Here is an 18337-nt window from a genome sequence, read left to right as displayed (position 1 = left end):
GCGGCCGCCCCGCGGTTCTCTGGTCACCGGTTCGGGGCCCCGGGCCCGCCCGGGCCGCCGATACCGGCGGACGGGGCTCTACTTGCTGGTCGGCCGGCCCACCTCGTAGGTGCCGGAGTCGTCGGTGAAGGTCACCGTGACCTTCTGCGGCTCACCCTTGACCTTCAGCGTGCAGGTGAAACTCGCGCCCTTCTCGACCTTCTGGCCGGCGGGACAGGACACGTCGGTGATGTTGGTGATTCCGTAGGACCCGGTGAGCACCTGCGCGACGCCCTTCTGCGCGGCCGTCTGGTCCAGGGTGGTGCCGCGGTTCAGGAGCAGGACCGCGGCGAGTACACCCGCGACCACGACCACCGCGCCGACCCCGAGCCCGATCCACAGCGGCAGTTTCGACTTCGCGCCCGCGGGCGCGCCGGGGTAATGCTGCTGCGGGTAGGCGCCGGTCGGGTACTGCCCTTGCGGGTACTGAGTCTGGGGGTACTGAGCCGAGGGGTACTGCGGCTGGGCGTACTGACCCGGCTGCGGCTGCGCGGGGTAGGACGCCTGGGGGTACGGACCGGGGTACTGCTGCTGCGGAGGGTAGGCCGCCTGATAGGCCTGCTGCGCGACCGGCCCGGCCACCGCCTCACCCTGCTGTGGGTACTGGCCCGGATACGGGTACTGCGCCTGGGGTTGCGGAGCCTGCGGAGAGGCGGGCTGCTGGTACTGCGGCGGGGCGGGCTGCGCGCTCCACGCCTGCTGTCCCCACTGCTGCTGCCCGGGCTGCTGCGGGTACTGGCCCGGCGGGACCTGCCCGGCCGGTCCGGGCTGGGGCCACTGCTGCGTAGGCGCGGGCTCGGGTGGTGCGCCCTGCTCCACGGGCGGTGCCTGCGGCGCCGGAGTGGGCGCCTGTGCCTCGTCCTCCTGGTGACCCGCGACCTGCTTGTCGGGGTCGGTGGGTCCACTTTCCGGGCCGCTCATCCTGCCTCCACTCACATACTGTCGCCGTTCACGACTGGTCCCCCGCCGCACCCGCCGCGATGTCGCGTCCGGTGATCCGACAGCCAGCGAATCAAATCACATCAGCCCCGCTCAGGCCGCGTCGACCGCCACGACACCCCGGCGAATCGCGCCGACGGCCTTGGATGCCGCGGCGCGCACCGCGGGATCCGGTGCAGTCATGTGCACCTGGTCGAGCAGGTCGATCACCTGCCGACACCAGCGCACGAAATCGCCTGCCGACAGGGCCTGCCCGCGATCGCCTGCGGCCATCAGCGCGTCGACCAACGGTTCGCCCCGGGCCCACTTGTACACCGCGGTGACGAAGCCGAGATCGGGTTCGCGCGTCAGCGGCAGCTTGTGCCGGACCTCGTCGACACGGAGTCCGGACCACAACTGGACCGTGAGCCCCACCGCATGCCGGATCGGCGCGGTCGGGCCTCGGTCCCCGGTGTCCGCGTCCTGACGGGACTCGTAGACCATCGCCGAGACCACCGCGGCCAACTCGGCGGGCGCGAGGCCCTTCCATGTTCCGTGCCGCAGGCATTCGGCGACGAGCAGGTCGCTCTCGGAGTAGATCCGGCTCAGGCGGCGGCCGTGCTCGGTCACCGCGTGGCCTTCCGCTTCGACGTATCCCCGCTCGGCGAGCAGTCGCAGGATGCGGTCGAAGGTCCGGGCCAGCGAATTCGTCGTGGCGGCGACCTTCTGGCGCAGGGTCTCGGTCTCGCGGGCGAGCTTGTTGTAGCGCTCGCCGATGTTGCTGAGCCGGTCCCGGTCGGGGTCGGTGTGGCACGGGTGCGAGCGCAACGCGCGCCGCAGCGTCGCCAGTTCACGGTCGCTGGCGGCGGGCGACTTGCGCTTGCTGTAGCGGCCGGGCGGCACGATGCCGGTGCTGCGCAACGCCGACGCCAGGTCACGGCGACTGCGGCCGGTTCGGTGGTCGACGTGGCGCGGTAGTCGCATGCTGCCCAACGCCTTTGCCGGCGAGGGGAAGTCGGCCGCGGAGATCCGGCCCGCCCACTTGTCCTCGGTCAGCACCAGTGGACGCGGGTCCTTCGGATCGGTGTCGGTTTCGAGCACGACCGCCAGCCCCGACCGCCTGCCGACCGGGATGGCGATCACGTCGCCGCGTCGCAGCGAGGTCAACGACGTCACCGCGGCCTGCCTCTTGTCGGTGCGGCCCTGTCGCTCGAGCTGACGCTCGCGGGCCTTGACCCGCTCGCGCAGCTGCGCGTACTCGAAGAACTCGCCGTCGACGCCGCCGAGCTGATCCCGCAGCTTTGCCAGCGCCTCCTCGTCCCGCTCGATCGCTCGGACCATGCCGACCACCGAGCGGTCGGCCTGGAACTGCGCGAACGAGCGCTCGAGCAGTGCGCGTGACTCCACCGCGCCCATCCGGTCGATCAGGTTGATCGACATGTTGTACGACGGCTTGAACGAACTCCGCAGCGGGAAGGTGCGGGTGGAGGCGAGGCCGGCGACCTCGGTCGCCTCGACACCCGGCTGCCACAGCACCACCGCGTGCCCCTCCACGTCGATGCCGCGGCGGCCGGCCCGGCCGGTGAGCTGGGTGTACTCCCCCGGCGTCAGCTCGGCGTGGGTCTCGCCGTTGTACTTGACGAGCCGCTCGAGGACCACGGTGCGGGCCGGCATGTTGATGCCGAGCGCGAGGGTCTCCGTCGCGAAGACCGCGCGGACCAACCCCTTGACGAACAGTTCCTCCACGGTGTGACGGAAGGCGGGCAACATGCCGGCGTGATGCCCGGCGATGCCCCGTTCGAGGCCCTCGCGCCACTCCCAGTAGCCCAGCACGGCGAGGTCGTGCTTCGGCAGGTCGCCGGTGTGACGGTCGATGATCTCCGCGATCTCGGCCGCCTGCTCGTCGGTGGTCAACCGCAGCCGGGAGCGCAGGCACTGGACGACCGCCGCGTCGCAGCCGGCGCGGCTGAAGATGAACGTGATCGCGGGCAGCAGGCCCTCCTCGTCGAGGCGGGCGATCACCTCGGGACGCGGCAGCGGGCGATGGTTGTTGCTCTGGTAGCCGCCGCGTCCGCGACCACGCGGCTCCCAGGACTCCATCCGGTCGAGGGCCTGGCGCTGCTTGAGGTGCCGCACCAGTTCCTGGTCGACCACCAGTCGTGCGGTCGGGTCCGCCGACTGCGCCGAGTTGTCGAACAGGTCGAACAGCCGCCTGCCGACCATGATGTGCTGCCACAGCGGGACCGGCCGCACCTCGTCGACGACGATCTCGGTGTCACCGCGCACCGTCTCCATCCACGCGCCGAACTCCTCGGCGTTGCTGACGGTCGCGGACAGGCTCACCAGCCGGACATCCTGCGGCAGGTGCAGGATGACCTCCTCCCACACCGCACCGCGGAACCGGTCGGCCAGGTAGTGCACCTCGTCCATCACCACGTGCGAGAGCCCCCGCAAGGTCGGCGAGTCGGCGTAGAGCATGTTGCGCAGCACCTCGGTGGTCATCACGACGACCGGCGCCTCGGGGTTGATGCTCAGGTCGCCGGTGAGCAGACCGACGGATGCCTTGCCGTACCGGTCGACCAGGTCTGCGTACTTCTGGTTGCTCAGCGCCTTGATCGGCGTGGTGTAGAAGCACTTGCGGCCGGACACCAGCGCGAGGTGCACCGCGAACTCGCCGATCACGGTCTTGCCCGCCCCGGTCGGCGCGCACACCAGCACCCCGTGACCGGCCTCCAGCGCGCGACACGACTCGGCCTGGAAGCCGTCGAGGGGAAAGCTCAGCTGCGCGGCGAAGACCTCGAGTTCCACCCCGTCAGGTTAGCCAACATCCGCGGCGGGGCGGGTGCGGGGAACCATCACCCGGTCAGACCGACCGATGGTTCCCCTCGCCCGCGCGAATCCGGGTCAGAGCGTGTCGGAGTAGTCGTCGATCCGGGTCGGGGTATCGATGCCGGAGGTCTCGCCCAGCGGCGAGGCCTCCTCGTCGTCGAGGGCTCCCCAGCCCTGTGTCGCGAGCTTGGCCTTGCGCCCGTCGTTGAGGCGCGCGATCTGGACGGCGAACTCGAACAGGACGGTCAGTGCGAGCGCCAGCGCCAGCATCGAGAACGGGTCCTGGCCGGGCGTGGCGACCGCCGCGAACACGAACAGCGCCATGATGAGGCCGCGCCGCCACGCCTTGAGCTTCTCGTAGCTGAGGACCCCGACGAAGTTCAGCGCGACGATGAGCAGCGGGATCTCGAAGCTGACCCCGAAGATGATCAGCAGATTGATGATGAAGCCGAAGTACTCGGCACCGCTCAGCGCGGTGATCTGCACGTTGTCGCCGATGGTGAGCAGGAAGTGCAGCGCCTTGGCGACCACCACGTAGGCGAGCACCGCACCGGTCGCGAAGAGGGCTGCGCCCGCCACCACGAAGCCGATCGCGTAGCGGCGTTCCTTCGAGTACAGCCCGGGGGTGACGAACGCCCACAACTGGTACAGCCACACCGGGCAGGCCAGCACGATGCCGGCGGTCAGCGCCACCTTGAACCGCAGCATGAACTGCTCGAACGGCGACGTGGCCAGCAAGCGGCAGGTCCCGTCGTGGGTGAGATCGGCACGGCTCGTATCCGGCAAGGAGCAGTAAGGACCACGCAGCAGCTCGCCGAGGCTCTCGACGCCGAAGATCTGATGGGAGTACCAGAAGAAACCGAAGGCGGTCGTCACGACGATGGCCAGCATCGAGAGCAACAGCCGCGTCCGCAGCTCGTAGAGGTGATCGATCAACGACATCGTGCCGTCGGGATTGACCCTGCGCCTGCTGCGCCGGGGGTCGAAAGGGATACGCACTGTGAGCCCTAGTTCTGGTCAGCCATCGGCCCGGGGCACACAGCGCGCCCCGGGGTCACTCTGTGTACGGACTAGGACGTCCGGGGCTCGGTGTGCTGAGCGGCCGTGTTCGGAGTCTCGGCGGCGGGCGCGGCCGCGGGCAGCTGGGCGACGGGCTGCTCGGCAGGTGCGGCCGCGGCGGGGGCACCGCCGTCGTTCTGCATCTCCTTGACCTCGCTCTTGAAGATCCGCAGCGAACGCCCGAGCCCGCGAGCTGCGTCGGGCAGCTTCTTCGAACCGAACAGGATGACGACCACAAGCGCCACAATGGCCCAGTGCGCGGGGCTCAGACTGCCCATTTCAACCTCCATAGATCAGATGGCTCGATGCTACCGGACCCACGCCCCCCAGTCCCGGGTGATCGCTGGGACTCAGCTGTCCGATTTCCGCTCGCCGCCGACCGACCCGGCGGTGCCGTCCGCCGACTGCCGGTACGCCGCGAGCGCGGCGACCGCCCTCGAGCGCACCGCCTCGGACAGTTCGGCCGGTCCGAGCACCCGCACGCCCGGCCCGAAACCGGCCATCAGTCGGGCCATCCAGTCCAGCGAACCGAACCGCATCGATGCCTCGATCGATCCGTCCTCGTGGACCACCTCCCCGGTCATCGGGTAGTAGTCCATCACCCAGGCGTGGTCCGGGGCGATCGCGAGTCGCGCCTGCGGCAGGGTGTCGTCGTCGTGGAACAGGTCCATCGCGTGCGCGTCGTCGCGAGCGTCCGCCGGTGCCCGCGCCGGTTCCGGCAACTCGGAGGCCGCGTCGATGCGGTCGAACCGGAACAGCCGGACCCCGGCCGCCTCGCGACACCAGGCCTGGAGATAGCTGTTGTTGTCCACGAGCACGATTCGCACCGGGTCCACCACCCGCTCGGTGACCGCGTCGCGGGAGGCCGAGAAGTAGGTGATCTCGAGGGCCCGCCCCCGGCGCACCGCGGAGCGCACCGTCGCAGCGATCGGGCTCTCCGCCTCCGGACGCCGTCCTGCCTGCGCGATGCCGCCCGCCGCCGCCACCCCGGCGGCCGACTCGATCTTGGCGATCGCGCCCTCGACGGCGGTCGGGTCCGCGGTCCCCGGCATCTCGACGAGCGACCGCAGCGAGATGAGCAGCGCGGTGGCCTCGGTCGAGGTCAGGCGCAGCGGCCGGTCGATCCCCGCCGAGAAGGTGACGTCGACGGTCTCCTCGGCGAAGGACAGGTCGATCAGGTCACCGGGGCCGTAACCGGGCAGCCCGCACACCCAGAGCTGGTTCAGGTCGTTCGTCAGCTGGGTGACGCTCACACCGAGTTCGGCGGCGGCCTCGGCCTTCGTGATCCCCGGGTTCGCGATGAAGTACGGGACCATGTTCAGCAGCCGGGGCAGCCGATGGGCCAGTCGTTGGCTCATCGATCCACCTCCGTGACCCCCGCTGCGGCACGCAGCCGGCCCATCACGTCCTCCCGCAGCTCGGCCGGCTCGAGCACCAGCGCATCTTCCCCGTATCCGGCGATCAGCCGGGCGATCCAGTCCCAGGACCGGACCGGGACCTCGAGCACGATGCCCACACGGTCGCCGATGAGCCGGGTACCGACCGGCCTGCCGAGGCGGCGCAGTTCCTGCGCCCGCCCGTCTCGCACCACGACGGTGGCGGTGCCCGTCACACCCGCGGTCCCGACCGTGCGGTTGACGATCTCACGCAGGTCGGTGCCGGCCGGCTTGTGCACGGCGTTGCCGGGACCGAAGGCGGTGACGTCGTCGCCGATCCGGGACAGTCGGAAGGTCCGGGGGGCCTGCCGGTCGACGTCGTGCCCGACCAGATACCACCGCCCGTCGTGGGTGACCACGCCCCACGGCTCGACCGTCCGCGTGGTGAACGGCTCGTTGCGGGCGGACCGGTGCTCGAAGCGCACGGCTCGTCCCTCGTCGATGGCCGCCAGCAGCTTCTCGAGCGCGGGCTCGGATCCGCGGATGCGGGCAGGCAGCGCGGTGAACAGGGCCGAGGCCGAGTCCTGGTCGACCACCACGCCGGCGGCCCGCAGTTTGAGCACCGCCCCCTGCGCCGCGGAGGTCAGTTCCGGCGATTCGAGCAGCTGCACCGCGATCGCGACGGCGGCGGCCTCCTCGCTCGTGAGATCGATCTCGGGGAGTTCGTAGGCGTCGCGGTTGATGCGGTATCCCTCGACGGTGCCGTACCGGGAGGCCTGTCCGGTCTCGAGCGGCACTCCGAGATCACGCAGCTCGTTCTTGTCCCGCTCGAACATCCGGCTGAAGGCCTCGTCGCTGACCGACTCGTCGTAGCCTGCGACGCTGCGCCGGATCTTCTCCGCCGTCAGGAACTGCCGGGTCGAGAGCAGACAGATGACGAGATTCATCAACCGCTCGACTTTGCTGATCGCCACGGATCAGCAGCCTAGTGGCCGCACGCGCACCGCCGCCCGGTACGTCGAGGAGAGCCGATCACATCGACGCGATCAGGCGCTCGACCCGCTCGTCGACGGACCGGAACGGGTCCTTGCACAGCACCGTGCGCTGGGCCTGGTCGTTGAGCTTGAGGTGCACCCAGTCCACCGTGAAGTCCCGGCCCGCGTCCTGCGCCGCGGAGATGAACTCCCCGCGCAACTTGGCCCGGGTGGTCTGTGGCGGGGTGTTGACCGCCGCGTCGATCTGCTCGTCCTCGGTGACCCGTTTCGCGAGCCCCTTGCGCTGCAGCAGGTCGAACACGCCGCGTCCCCGCTTGATGTCGTGGTACGCGAGGTCGAGCTGGGCGATCTTCGGGTCCGCGAGCTCCAGGTTGTGCTTGTCCTGGTACCGCTGGAACAGCTTGCGCTTGATCACCCAGTCGATCTCGGTGTCGACCTTCGCGAAGTCCTGGGCCTCGACCGCGTCGAGGGTGCGGCCCCACAGGTCCACCACTTGGTCGACCTGAGGGTCGTGCTCGCGGTTGCGCAGGTGCTCGACGGCCCGGGTGTAGTACTCGCGCTGGATGTCGAGCGCGCTGGCCTGGCGCCCGCCCGCGAGCCGGACCTGCCGCTTGCCGGTCATGTCGTGACTGACCTCGCGGATCGCCCGGATCGGGTTGTCGAGGGCGAAGTCGCGGAACGAGACGCCCGCCTCGATCATCTCCAGCACCAGTGCCGCGGTGCCGACCTTGAGCATCGTGGTGGTCTCGGACATATTGGAGTCACCGACGATTACGTGCAGCCGGCGGTACTTCTCCGCGTCCGCGTGCGGCTCGTCGCGGGTATTGATGATCGGCCGGGACCGGGTGGTCGCCGAGGAGACGCCCTCCCAGATGTGTTCGGCGCGTTGCGACAGGCAGAACGTGGCGGCCTTGGGTGTCTGCAGCACCTTGCCCGCGCCGCAGATCAGCTGCCGGGTGACCAGGAACGGCAGCAGCACGTCGGAGATCCGGGAGAACTCCCCCGCCCGCACCACGAGGAAGTTCTCGTGGCAGCCGTAGGAGTTGCCCGCCGAATCGGTGTTGTTCTTGAAGAGATAGATGTCGCCGCCGATGCCCTCCTCGGCGAGCCTCTCCTCCGCGTCGATCAGCAGATCCTCGAGCACACGCTCGCCGGCCCTGTCGTGGGTGACGAGCTGAACCAGGCTGTCGCACTCCGCCGTCGCGTACTCCGGATGCGAACCGACGTCGAGGTACAACCGAGCGCCGTTGCGGAGGAAGACGTTGGAGCTGCGGCCCCAGGACACCACACGCCGGAACAGGTAGCGGGCCACCTCGTCGGGGCTCAGCCTCCTGTGACCGTGAAAGGTGCAGGTAACACCGAACTCGGTCTCAATACCCATGATTCGTCGCTGCACACCTCGACAGTACAACGCCGAACGGGTTTGCCACCCTGTTCGCGCCGTGCCTTCTGGCCCTACCGTGGGAACGTGGCCGAAGTGAGATCTTTCCTCGAACATACCGACCGGAATGTCATGCGCCGGAGCGTGAATCTGCGACCGTCGAGGGTGGACGGTGGCCTGCGTGCGCTGAGCACCGCGGCGAACCACAGCGTGCTCTGGATGGGGGTCGCGGCCGCAATGAGCCTGACCGGCCCCCGCGCCCGCCGGGCCGCGATCCGCGGCCTGCTGTCGGTGGCCGGCGCCAGTGCGCTGTCGAACGCGGTACTCAAGCCGCTGTTCCCCCGACGTCGTCCTCCCGCGGGAACCGAGGAGTTCGCGCAGCGACGCGGGTTGCCCGCCCCCCGGTCGTCGTCGTTCCCGTCCGGGCACTCCGCCTCGGCTGCGGCGTTCGTCACCGGCGTGGCACTCGAGTACCCGGCGGTGGGCGCAGCGGTGGCCCCGCTCGGCGCCGCCGTCGCCTATTCGCGGGTGCACACCGGTGTGCACTGGCCCTCCGACGTCGTGGTGGGTGCCGCGGTGGGCGGTGTGCTCGCGTGGACGACCCGTCGCTGGTGGGCGGTCCGCGACCAGGAGCCGGCGACGCTGGGGCCGGATCACCCCGCCCAGGCGCTCGCCGAGGGCGACGGCATGGTCGTCTTCGTCAACGCCGGTTCCGGCGCCGGGGACGACGACACCCGCGCGGAGGTGGAGGAGCACCTTCCCCGCGCACCAATCGTGGAGCTCGACTCCGACGGGGACTTCGGGGACCAGATCGACGAGGTGGTGTCCGCCCGCTCCCCCGGGGCGCTCGGTGTGTGCGGCGGGGACGGGACGGTCGTGACCGTCGCGAGCGCGGCTGTGCGGCACGGCCTTCCGCTCGCGGTCTTCCCCGGGGGCACCCTCAACCATTTCGCCCGGGACGCCGGAGTCGGCGACGTGTCCTCGACGGCACTGGCTGTCGCGGAGGGCAGCGCCGAGCTCGTCGATCTCGGCGCGGTCCGGATCGACGGCGGAGCGGAGGCGACGTTCGTCAATACCGCCAGCCTCGGTGGCTACCCGGAGGCGGTCCGGTTGCGCGAGCGGTGGGAGTCCCGACTCGGGAAGTGGCCGGCCGCAGCGTGGGCGATGGTCCGGGTTGTCAGGTCCGCACAGCCGCTGCCGATGTCGATCGACGGCGTCGATCGTTCGGTGTGGATGCTGTTCGTGGGCAACGGGCGGTACTCCCCCTCCGACCAGGTGCCGATGTCACGGCCGGAGCTTCACCGGGGCACCCTGGACGTGCGCTACCTGCGCGCCGATCGCCGACTGTCCCGACTGAAGCTGGCCGCCGCAGCGCTGACCGGCACCCTGGGTTCCTCCCACGTCTACGTGCAGGAGAACGTGCGGTCGCTGACGGTCGAGGTCGCGGGCGACTCGGTCGCGCTGGCGACCGACGGCGAGGTGATCGCCGACGGTCGCCGGTTCGAGTTCCGAAGCGAGACCGAACGTGTCGTGATCTACCGCAAGATCTAGTCGGACTGGCCGGGTTCGCCGTTGGCGGGTCCGTCGCCCTCGGCGCCGGTCCCGGGGTCCGCTTCGACGGCCGGCTCCGCGGGGGGCGTTGCCTTCGGCAGGAGCGATTCGAGTGCCGCGCCGGTGAGCCGCTTGAAGGCGCGCCGCGGCCGCGACTGGTCGAGGACCGCGACCTCGAGCGCCTGCACCCCGATGACGCGACGCTCGGTCTCGCCGTTGCCCGGGACCGCGGTGCCGACCTGCAGCGCATTGACGGCGACCTCGACGGCGCCGGCCAACGGCAGCTCCGGCTGGTACGACTCCTTGAGCACGGTGACGATCGGTTCGGTCGCACCACCCATCACCACGAACTGCTGCTCGTCGACGATCGACCCGTCGTAGGTGATGCGGTATAGCTGGGCGGGCCGCGACTGCTCCGGCCTGCCGACCTCGGCCACGCACAGTTCCACCTCGTACGGCTTCGGCTGCTCGGTGAAGATGGTGCCGAGGGTCTGCGCGTACGCGTTGGCGATCGACCGCCCGGTGACGTCCCGCCGGTCGTAGGAGTAGCCGCGCATGTCGGCGTGCATGATGCCGGCCCTGCGAAGGTTCTCGAACTCGTTGTACTTGCCCACCGCGGCGAACCCGAGGCGGTCGTACAGCTCGCTCACCTTGTGCAGCGACGACGAAGGATTCTCCGCGACGAACAGCACGCCGTCCGCGTAGGTCAGCACGACGACGCTGCGGCCGCGCGCAATTCCCTTGCGCGCCAACTCCGAGCGATCCCGCATGATCTGCTCGGCCGAGGCGTAGTACGGCAGCGTCACGGGGTACCCCCTGCTTCCTGTGTGCGGTCGGCGATGACGGCCCGAGCGAGTTCGGCGGCACGTTCCTCGGGCACCTCGACGGCGCCGTCGGCGGTGACCACGACCGCGGTCGGGTACAGCCCGCGGCTCAGATCCGGACCACCGGTCGCGGAGTCGTCGTCCGCGGCGTCGTAGAGCGCCTCGACCGCCGCGCGCAGGGCGGTGGCCTCGTCACCGTTCGGGTCGTAGATCTTCTTCAGCGAGGACTTGGCGAACAGCGATCCCGATCCGACCGCGTGGTACCCCGCACGCTCCTCGTACCGGCCGCCGACCACGTCGTAGGACACGATCCGCCCGGCCCGATCGGGATCCGTCGCATCGAGGTCGAAACCGACCAGGAGCGGGACCACCGCGAGTCCCTGCATCGCCGCGCCGAGGTTGCCGCGGACCATCGAGGACAGGCGGTTTGCCTTGCCGTCGAAGGTCAGCGGAACGCCCTCGATCTTCTCGTAGTGCTCGAGTTCGACGGCGAACAGCCGCACCAGTTCGATCGCCACCCCGGCGGTACCGGCGATTCCGGCCGCCGAGTAGTCGTCGGTGACGTAGACCTTCTCCACGTCCCGGCTCGCGATCAGGTTGCCCATGGTGGCTCGACGGTCACCCGCGATCAGCACACCGCCGGCGAAGGTCAGCGCGACGATCGTCGTGCCGTGCGGGGCGATGTCGGACCGATCCATCTGCTCACCCCTTCCACCGGAGGCGGATCCACGGCCGATTCCATTCTCCGGCAGCAGATCCGGCGCGTGAACGCGCAGGTGCTCGGAGAACGAGGACAGCTGCGAACCGAAATGCAGCCGCTCGCCCCCCACCGCGGAACGCGACGCCGGATGGTCTGCCGTCACTGGCCGCCCTTTTGCACGTACGCGCGCACGAAGTCTTCGGCGTTCTCCTCGAGCACGTCGTCGATCTCGTCGAGCAGGTCGTCGGTGTCCTCGGCCAGCTTCTCGCGCCGTTCCTGGCCCGCCGCGCCGTCGCCGATCGGGGCATCGTCGTCGTCGCCACCGCCGCTGCGTTTGGTCTGCTCCTGAGCCATAGCCGCCGACCTCCTCGTATGTCGTGCACAACTACCTGCGCACCAGTGTGCGCCCGTGCTGGGACCTTCACCCTACCGAGCGGGACCGACACTGCGGGTTTTCGTGGCCGTGTCGTGCCCCGGCGGATCAGGAGGTGAGCGAGTCGACCAGGTCCGCTGCGGAATCCGCGGCCTCGAGCAGGGCCCCGACGTGCGCCTTGCTGCCCCGAAGAGGTTCCAGGGTGGGAATGCGCACCAGCGAGTCCCGACCGAGATCGAAGATCACCGAGTCCCAGCTCGCGGCGGCGATGTCGGCGCCGAACCGGCGCAGGCACTCGCCGCGGAAGTAGGCCCTGGTGTCGGTCGGCGGGTTGTGCACCGCGTCGAGGACCTGCTGCTCTGTGACCAGCCGCTCGATCGAACCGCGCGCGACCATCCGGTTGTAGAGACCCTTGTCGAGGCGCACGTCGGAGTACTGCAGGTCCAGCATGTGCAGCTTGGGCGCCGACCAGGACAGGCCCTCCCGGCTGCGGAAGCCGTCGAGGATGCGCAGTTTGGCCGGCCAGTCGAGCAGGTGGGCGCACTCCATGGGGTCCCGCTCGAGCAGGTCGAGGACCATCGCCCACTTGTCGAGCAGGTCGGCCACCCGTGGGTCGTCGCTGCCGTGCCGGTCGGTGAACGCCGCGACCCGATCGAGATAGATCCGTTGCAGGGCAAGGCCGGTCAGTTCGCGACCGTCGGCGAGGGCGACCGTCTGCCGCAACGTCGGGTCGTGACTGATGAGGTGGACGGCGGTGACGGGCCGGGCCAGTTGCAGGTCGGACAGGTCGACCCCGGCCTCGATCAGATCCAGCACGAGCGCCGTCGTGCCGACCTTGAGGTAGGTCGACATCTCGGCCAGGTTCGCGTCGCCGATGATCACGTGCAGCCGGCGGTACTTGTCGGCGTCCGCGTGCGGTTCGTCGCGGGTGTTGATGATGCCCCGCTTGAGGGTGGTCTCGAGACCGACCTCGACCTCGATGTAGTCGGCCCGCTGGGACAGCTGGAAACCGGCCTCGTCGCCGGACTGCCCGATGCCAACCCGGCCGGACCCGCAGATCACCTGCCGGGAGGCGAAGAACGGCGTCAGGCCCGCGATGATCGCCGAGAACGGGGTCTCCCGCGAGCAGAGGTAGTTCTCGTGAGTTCCGTACGAGGCGCCCTTGCCGTCGACGTTGTTCTTGTACAACTGAAGTCGCGGGGCGCCGGGAACGCTCGAGGCGTGCCGGGCGGCCGCCTCCATGACGCGTTCACCCGCCTTGTCCCAGATCACGGCGTCGAGCGGATCGGTGACCTCCGGCGCCGAGAACTCGGGGTGCGCGTGATCGACGTACAGTCGCGCGCCGTTGGTGAGGATCATGTTGGCCGCACCGACCTCGTCGGCGTCGATCACCGGGGCCGGGCCGTTGAAGCGGCCCAGATCGAATCCTCGCGCGTCGCGCAGCGGCGACTCCACCTCGTAGTCCCACCGCGTGCGTTTGGCCCGCGGTACCCCCGCTGCGGCCGCGTACGCGAGCACGGCCTGGGTGGAGGTCAGGATGGGGTTCGCCGCCGGCTCCGTCGGGGAGGAAATCCCGTACTCGACCTCGATACCGATGATGCGCTGCATGACCAGAAGCCTAGATCGTCGACGCAGTGGACATTTCGACCGTCGGCCGCCGTCGGCGCGCCGCCGCCCGGCCCGTCCCCTCCAGGCGGTCTCTAGATCCGCAGGATGCGAGGGCCGGCGCGGCCCGGTTCAAACGCCGATAAGTTGCGTTATGACATTATTGCTGGTGAAAAGGCGCTCCGGACGTTCCCTGACATACGCGTTCAAGCAGGGCACGCCGGGTTTCCGGGGAAGGGCCGCACGCCCGCCCGGCAACCGGCGGCGGTCACCGCGGTCAGTCGGTCGATCGGCTCCCGGACCTGGAGGGCCGGGATCAGCCCGTCCGACACGAGCGCGGTCTTGGCCGCCGGCGCGGTCGCACGGGCGTCGAGTGTTCCGCGAGCGCGGGCGAACGCGACGAGTTCGTCGTACTCCATCGACAACATCGCCTCGGTGGTCCGGTCCTCCGGTGCGAGCGCGGCGAAGTCCACGCCCGTCTCGTACTCGTGGCGAATCGCGTGCGGACCCTGGTCGCATGGGGGCTTGTTCAGGTCGATCCGGAACGTCGGCTGGTCCGGCGTCGGCGCAGTGATCGTGCCCGCGTCCGTGCAGAGGTAGTGCGAGATCCGGTCGCCGAGCGAGTGGAGGTAGATGCCCATCCGCGCATTCCAGGAGTTGTCACCGATCCAGGAGTCGAAGTCCTGCGATCGGACGGTACCCGAGATGACCTGCTGGCCGGTCTCGTTGGTGAACGGGACCGCGACGGGACTCACGACGCTGTACTGGCCATCGATCTGCGCCGGATGCGTGTCTCCGTAACACGTTGCGCCGGTGGCGTAGTCGCCGTTCGCGGAGGGATTGGTGAACCCTCCGGTGCAGAGCGGGGCGCCGCTGCCCGGACCGGCCATGGCCCAACGCCGCACGTGCGTGAGCATGACCTCGTGGCGGGTGTCGTCGACGTCGGGGCGCATTGCGCCCGATGCCGGACCGGGCATCGTCGGCAAGAAGTGGAAGAGGAATCCCCCGGTACTGAAGTGGGTGCGCACCAGGCCGCTGATGTCCTTGGTCGTCAGTGCCGACGCATCGGGCACCGGCCTGCCGCGGGTGTCGCGTGGGGCGAACGTGCCGAGGTCGGTCGCCTCGTCGTACGCCGCGATCCAGTACGCGTCCCGCTCGGAGAAGCCGACGCTGCGGGCGATGATGTAGGTCGAGTCCGTGTGCACGAGGCTGCGTCCACCGAGCGGACGGCGCAGCGTGAACCCGTACGTCGCGAACGCCTGGAGCCCGCAGATCGGCGCGTCCGCGTCGTCGAGCGGGCACGGTGGTGGCAGCGGACCGCAGTTGTAGGCGGGGCCGCCGTCCTCGGTGTAGCAGACGTCCTCGGCGAATGCCTGCGCCGAGGGCGGAGGTGCGGCGATGAAGGTAGCGGCAGCGAAGGTCACCGCCGCCACGCCTGCCAAACCCGTTTCACGACCGAATGATCTCATCGTCCTGCACCTTTCGGAGCGGCGGAGAGTCCGTGATCCCCTACGTTAACTCTCGGCGGGATGCCGTTCGGCCCGATTCACCCGGCGAGATGTCACGACCCGTGCTCGAGCCGGCACTGGAGGTAGTCGCCGGCGCCGATCCTGCGCAGCACCCACCGCACCCCCGGCGGCGCCCAGCTCGCGGTGGCGTCGGTCCCCCGCTCCGGAGCGGTCAGCGTGACCAGACGCCCCCGCGTCGCGATATCGCAGTGCCCCGCCGCCAGCACGTTGAGCACCCAGTCGCTGTCGGATCCGTACGTCAACGCGAACCGGTATCCCCCACCGTGCCGAAAGACGTTGACGGGCGTTCGATAGAGCCGGCCGGACTTGCGGCCGCGATGCAGCACGATGGCCCAGCCGGGGACCCAGCCCGCGAACAGCCGGGTGACGTGGTTGAGTCCGACCTTGTTCATCCGGGCGAGCTTGCGCGGCAGGGGCACAACGGCAGCCTAACCCCGCGTGGAACGATGAGCAGATGGATCAGACGCCGAGCTTGAACGAGATCGTCTCGGTGTACGACGCGGACGGACTCCCGGCCGGGACCGCAACGCGGTCCCGGGTGTACGAGGAGGGACTCTGGCACGCCAGCGCGGGGGTGCTGCTGCGCTCGCGTGACGGTGAACGTATCTACGTACACCGCCGCTCCCCCGACAAGGCGGTGTTCGCCGGCATGCACGACTGCCTCGCCGGCGGCGTGATGGACCCGGGCGAGAGTCCGGAACAGACCGCGACTCGGGAGCTGGCCGAGGAACTCGGCGTGACCGGGGTGTCGTTGACACCGGTGGCCCGCGTCGCGTGGGACGGCAGCTGGGCGGGAAAACCCTTGCGCTGCCACCTGTTCGCCTTCGAGGGACGATCGGACGGACCGATCACGCACCAGGCCTCGGAGATCGCCGACGGCTGGTGGTGGACCGACGGAGAACTGTGCGCGCATCTCGCCGACCCGTCGTGGCAGTTCGTCCCCGACACCCGGGCCCTGCTGGCGCACTACTGGGACTGACCTCGACCCCCGCACGAACGGGTGTGGGCCGCAGCAACTCCCGGTGCCGCGGCCCCCACGCCGACGCCGTTACAGGTACTGACCGGTGTTCGACTCGGTGTCGATGGCGCGGCTGGCACTGGCGTTCTTGCCGGTGACCAGGGTGCGGATGTAGACGATCCGCTCGCCCTTCTTGCCCGAGATCCGTGCCCAGTCGTCCGGATTCGTGGTGTTCGGCAGGTCCTCGTTCTCGGAGAACTCGTCGACGATCGAATCGAACAGGTGCTGGACCCGCAGTCCCGGTGCACCCGTGTCGAGCACGGCCTTGATGGCGTACTTCTTGGACCGGTCGACGATGTTCTGGATCATCGCGCCCGAGTTGAAGTCCTTGAAGAACAGAACCTCCTTGTCGCCGTTCGCATACGTGACCTCGAGGAAGCGGTTGTCGTCGCTCTCCGCGTACATCCGGTCCACCACACGCTCGATCATCGCCTTGATGCACGCGGTCCGGTCGCCGTGGAACTCCGCCAGGTCCTCGGCATGCACCGGCAGGCCCTCCGTCAGGTACTTCGAGAAGATGTCCTGTGCCGACTCGGCGTCCGGCCGTTCGATCTTGATCTTCACGTCGAGCCGGCCGGGACGCAGGATGGCCGGGTCGATCATGTCCTCTCGGTTCGAGGCGCCGATCACGATGACATTCTCGAGCCCCTCGACGCCGTCGATCTCGCTGAGCAACTGCGGGACCACGGTGGTCTCCACGTCCGAGGAGACGCCCGAACCGCGGGTACGGAAGATCGAGTCCATCTCGTCGAAGAACACGATCACCGGGGTGCCCTCGGACGCCTTCTCGCGTGCCCGCTGGAAGATCATCCGGATGTGCCGCTCGGTCTCGCCGACGAACTTGTTGAGCAGCTCGGGGCCCTTGATGTTGAGGAAGTAGGACTTCGCGTCCTTGGCATCCTGACCGCGGGCCTCGGCGATCTTCTTCGCCAGCGAGTTCGCCACTGCCTTGGCGATGAGCGTCTTGCCGCAACCGGGCGGCCCGTACAGCAGCACGCCCTTCGGCGGGCGCAGCGCGTACTCGTGGAAGAGGTCCTTGTGCAGGAACGGCAGCTCCACCGCGTCACGGATCTGCTCGATCTGACGACCCAGACCGCCGATGTCGCCGTAGTCGACGTCCGGGACCTCCTCGAGAACCAGGTCCTCCACCTCGGCCTTGGGGATCCGCTCGAAGGCGTACCCGGCCTTGGTGTCCACCAGCAACGAGTCGCCGGGCCGCAGCTTGCGGGACGGCGAGTCGATGTCCTCGTCCACCGGGTGCTCGGTGGCGTCGGAGGCGGCCAGCGCGAGCGGGTGCGCGAGCCACACGACCCGTTCCTCGTCGGCGTGCCCGACCACCAGCGCCCGTTCGCCGTCGTCGAGAACCTCACGCAGGGCGCAGATCTCGCCGATCCGCTCGAACGACCCCGCCTCGACGATGGTCAGTGCCTCGTTGAGGCGGACCGTCTGCCCGGGCCGCAGCGACTCGGTGTCGATGTTCGGCGAGCAGGTCAGCCGCATCTTGCGACCCGACGTGAACACGTCCACGGTCTGATCCTCGTGCGTGGTGATCAGCACGCCGTAGCCGCTGGGCGGCTGGCCGAGGCGATCGACCTCCTCCCGCAGCGCGATCAGCTGCTGCCGCGCCTCCTTGAGCGTGTCCATCAGCTTCGAGTTGCGGATCGACAGGGAATCCACCCGCGCCTCGAGCTCGCGTACCTGCTCGGGCGACTGGGCGAGTTGACGGCGAAGTCCGGCTGCCTCCAACCGCAAGGCCTCGAGTTCCGCCCTGGCAGCCAGCGAGTCCGGATTCTCTGTTGCGCTCATGTGCGACTCCTCCCAGTTCGTCCTGTCAACGCTACAGCCGCTCGAGGAAAAAGGCGGTCCGACACCTCGGCATCGCACAGTGTGGGACGTTCGCCGGGGCGGTCCCCCTAGTTACCCATGTTAGCCTCACCTATCTAAGTGGCAGCGACGCTGCCGTCCGAGAAAGGTCCCTCCGTGATCAACCGCAAGATCCTCATCGCCGCAGGCGCAATCGTCGTCGCGATCGGTTCCGCCGCCTGCAGTTCAGACAACTCCAGCGACTCCGCCGCGACCTCGACCACGAGCACCGCTGCGGCTTCGCCCGCAGCGGCCGCCGCACCGTCGGCCGAGGAAC

16 protein-coding genes are annotated in these 18337 nt (G+C 69.4%); 2 read left to right on the top strand and 14 right to left on the bottom strand.

The window, feature by feature from the left end:
- Nucleotides 1-78: 78 nt before the first annotated feature.
- The 7 genes from ACFXGJ_RS18980 to pafA all read right to left on the bottom strand — a co-directional run bounded on the left by ACFXGJ_RS18980 (nt 79) and on the right by pafA (nt 8612).
- On the bottom strand, nt 79-960 hold the full coding sequence (locus ACFXGJ_RS18980) for a DUF4333 domain-containing protein (RefSeq protein ID WP_378623183.1): 882 nt from the start codon (nt 958-960) through the stop codon (nt 79-81).
- 111 nt (nt 961-1071) lie between these two features.
- Nucleotides 1072-3765 (bottom strand): DEAD/DEAH box helicase, encoded by a 2694-nt coding sequence (locus ACFXGJ_RS18975; RefSeq protein ID WP_378623181.1) that lies wholly within the window; start codon nt 3763-3765, stop codon nt 1072-1074.
- A gap of 96 nt (nt 3766-3861) precedes the next feature.
- Nucleotides 3862-4785: a twin-arginine translocase subunit TatC gene (gene tatC / locus ACFXGJ_RS18970; protein WP_378623179.1), complete on the bottom strand. Its 924-nt coding sequence runs from the start codon at nt 4783-4785 to the stop codon at nt 3862-3864.
- Nucleotides 4786-4856: 71 nt separating this feature from the next.
- Nucleotides 4857-5123 carry a Sec-independent protein translocase subunit TatA gene (tatA, locus tag ACFXGJ_RS18965; RefSeq protein WP_378623177.1) on the bottom strand — a complete coding sequence of 89 codons (267 nt, stop codon included), beginning with the start codon at nt 5121-5123 and terminating at the stop codon, nt 4857-4859.
- Nucleotides 5124-5195: 72 nt separating this feature from the next.
- Nucleotides 5196-6203 carry a helix-turn-helix transcriptional regulator gene (locus ACFXGJ_RS18960; RefSeq protein WP_378623175.1) on the bottom strand — a complete coding sequence of 336 codons (1008 nt, stop codon included), beginning with the start codon at nt 6201-6203 and terminating at the stop codon, nt 5196-5198.
- The gene (locus ACFXGJ_RS18955) at nt 6200-7195 is read right to left on the bottom strand and encodes a helix-turn-helix transcriptional regulator (protein ID WP_378623173.1); all 996 of its coding nucleotides are present in this window, start codon (nt 7193-7195) and stop codon (nt 6200-6202) included. Before ACFXGJ_RS18955 ends, ACFXGJ_RS18960 begins: the two co-directional genes overlap by 4 nt.
- A gap of 58 nt (nt 7196-7253) precedes the next feature.
- On the bottom strand, nt 7254-8612 hold the full coding sequence (pafA, locus tag ACFXGJ_RS18950) for a Pup--protein ligase (protein WP_378623171.1): 1359 nt from the start codon (nt 8610-8612) through the stop codon (nt 7254-7256).
- Between the two features lie 117 nt (nt 8613-8729).
- On the opposite strand from pafA, the gene ACFXGJ_RS18945 reads away from it, so the two are divergent.
- Nucleotides 8730-10148: a bifunctional phosphatase PAP2/diacylglycerol kinase family protein gene (locus ACFXGJ_RS18945; protein ID WP_378623169.1), complete on the top strand. Its 1419-nt coding sequence runs from the start codon at nt 8730-8732 to the stop codon at nt 10146-10148.
- Here the strand turns inward: ACFXGJ_RS18945 and prcA are convergent.
- The 6 genes from prcA to ACFXGJ_RS18915 form a co-directional block, all read right to left on the bottom strand.
- A complete protein-coding gene (gene prcA, locus ACFXGJ_RS18940) occupies nt 10145-10954 on the bottom strand; it encodes a proteasome subunit alpha (protein ID WP_378623167.1) in 810 nt (269 codons plus the stop codon). The two genes, ACFXGJ_RS18945 and prcA, sit on opposite strands and share 4 nt — an antisense overlap.
- Nucleotides 10951-11835 (bottom strand): proteasome subunit beta, encoded by an 885-nt coding sequence (prcB, locus tag ACFXGJ_RS18935; RefSeq protein ID WP_378623164.1) that lies wholly within the window; start codon nt 11833-11835, stop codon nt 10951-10953. The genes prcA and prcB overlap by 4 nt, the downstream gene beginning before the upstream one ends.
- A complete protein-coding gene (locus ACFXGJ_RS18930) occupies nt 11832-12026 on the bottom strand; it encodes a ubiquitin-like protein Pup (RefSeq protein ID WP_077041654.1) in 195 nt (64 codons plus the stop codon). The genes prcB and ACFXGJ_RS18930 overlap by 4 nt, the downstream gene beginning before the upstream one ends.
- 127 nt (nt 12027-12153) lie before the next feature.
- On the bottom strand, nt 12154-13653 hold the full coding sequence (gene dop / locus ACFXGJ_RS18925; protein WP_378623161.1) for a depupylase/deamidase Dop: 1500 nt from the start codon (nt 13651-13653) through the stop codon (nt 12154-12156).
- Nucleotides 13654-13856: 203 nt separating this feature from the next.
- On the bottom strand, nt 13857-15119 hold the full coding sequence (locus ACFXGJ_RS18920; protein WP_378623159.1) for a hypothetical protein: 1263 nt from the start codon (nt 15117-15119) through the stop codon (nt 13857-13859).
- 92 nt (nt 15120-15211) lie between these two features.
- Entirely contained in the window at nt 15212-15598 is a 387-nt protein-coding gene (locus ACFXGJ_RS18915; RefSeq protein WP_378623157.1) for a nitroreductase family deazaflavin-dependent oxidoreductase, read from the bottom strand.
- A gap of 35 nt (nt 15599-15633) precedes the next feature.
- On the opposite strand from ACFXGJ_RS18915, the gene ACFXGJ_RS18910 reads away from it, so the two are divergent.
- A complete protein-coding gene (locus ACFXGJ_RS18910) occupies nt 15634-16158 on the top strand; it encodes an NUDIX domain-containing protein (RefSeq protein WP_378623155.1) in 525 nt (174 codons plus the stop codon).
- A 69-nt stretch (nt 16159-16227) separates the two neighbouring features.
- Here the strand turns inward: ACFXGJ_RS18910 and arc are convergent, their stop codons facing one another.
- Nucleotides 16228-18003: a proteasome ATPase gene (gene arc, locus ACFXGJ_RS18905; RefSeq protein ID WP_378623153.1), complete on the bottom strand. Its 1776-nt coding sequence runs from the start codon at nt 18001-18003 to the stop codon at nt 16228-16230.
- Nucleotides 18004-18337 lie beyond the last annotated feature (334 nt).

The organism is Rhodococcus sp. NPDC059234, assembly GCF_042754225.1.
GTDB lineage: Bacteria > Actinomycetota > Actinomycetes > Mycobacteriales > Mycobacteriaceae > Rhodococcus_G.
This window is presented reverse-complemented; position numbering and strand designations above follow the sequence as displayed.

What these genes read in the sequence shown, in the direction of transcription:
- ACFXGJ_RS18960 (WP_378623175.1), bottom strand. Translation starts at nt 6,203, where the DNA reads ATGAGCCAACGACTGGCCCATCGGCTGCCCCGGCTGCTGAACATGGTC.
- ACFXGJ_RS18920 (WP_378623159.1), bottom strand. Translation starts at nt 15,119, where the DNA reads ATGAGATCATTCGGTCGTGAAACGGGTTTGGCAGGCGTGGCGGCGGTG.
- dop (WP_378623161.1), bottom strand. Translation starts at nt 13,653, where the DNA reads ATGCAGCGCATCATCGGTATCGAGGTCGAGTACGGGATTTCCTCCCCG.
- ACFXGJ_RS18980 (WP_378623183.1), bottom strand. Translation starts at nt 960, where the DNA reads ATGAGCGGCCCGGAAAGTGGACCCACCGACCCCGACAAGCAGGTCGCG.
- arc (WP_378623153.1), bottom strand. Translation starts at nt 18,003, where the DNA reads ATGAGCGCAACAGAGAATCCGGACTCGCTGGCTGCCAGGGCGGAACTC.
- ACFXGJ_RS18910 (WP_378623155.1), top strand. Translation starts at nt 15,634, where the DNA reads ATGGATCAGACGCCGAGCTTGAACGAGATCGTCTCGGTGTACGACGCG.
- ACFXGJ_RS18930 (WP_077041654.1), bottom strand. Translation starts at nt 12,026, where the DNA reads ATGGCTCAGGAGCAGACCAAACGCAGCGGCGGTGGCGACGACGACGAT.
- ACFXGJ_RS18945 (WP_378623169.1), top strand. Translation starts at nt 8,730, where the DNA reads ATGCGCCGGAGCGTGAATCTGCGACCGTCGAGGGTGGACGGTGGCCTG.
- tatA (WP_378623177.1), bottom strand. Translation starts at nt 5,123, where the DNA reads ATGGGCAGTCTGAGCCCCGCGCACTGGGCCATTGTGGCGCTTGTGGTC.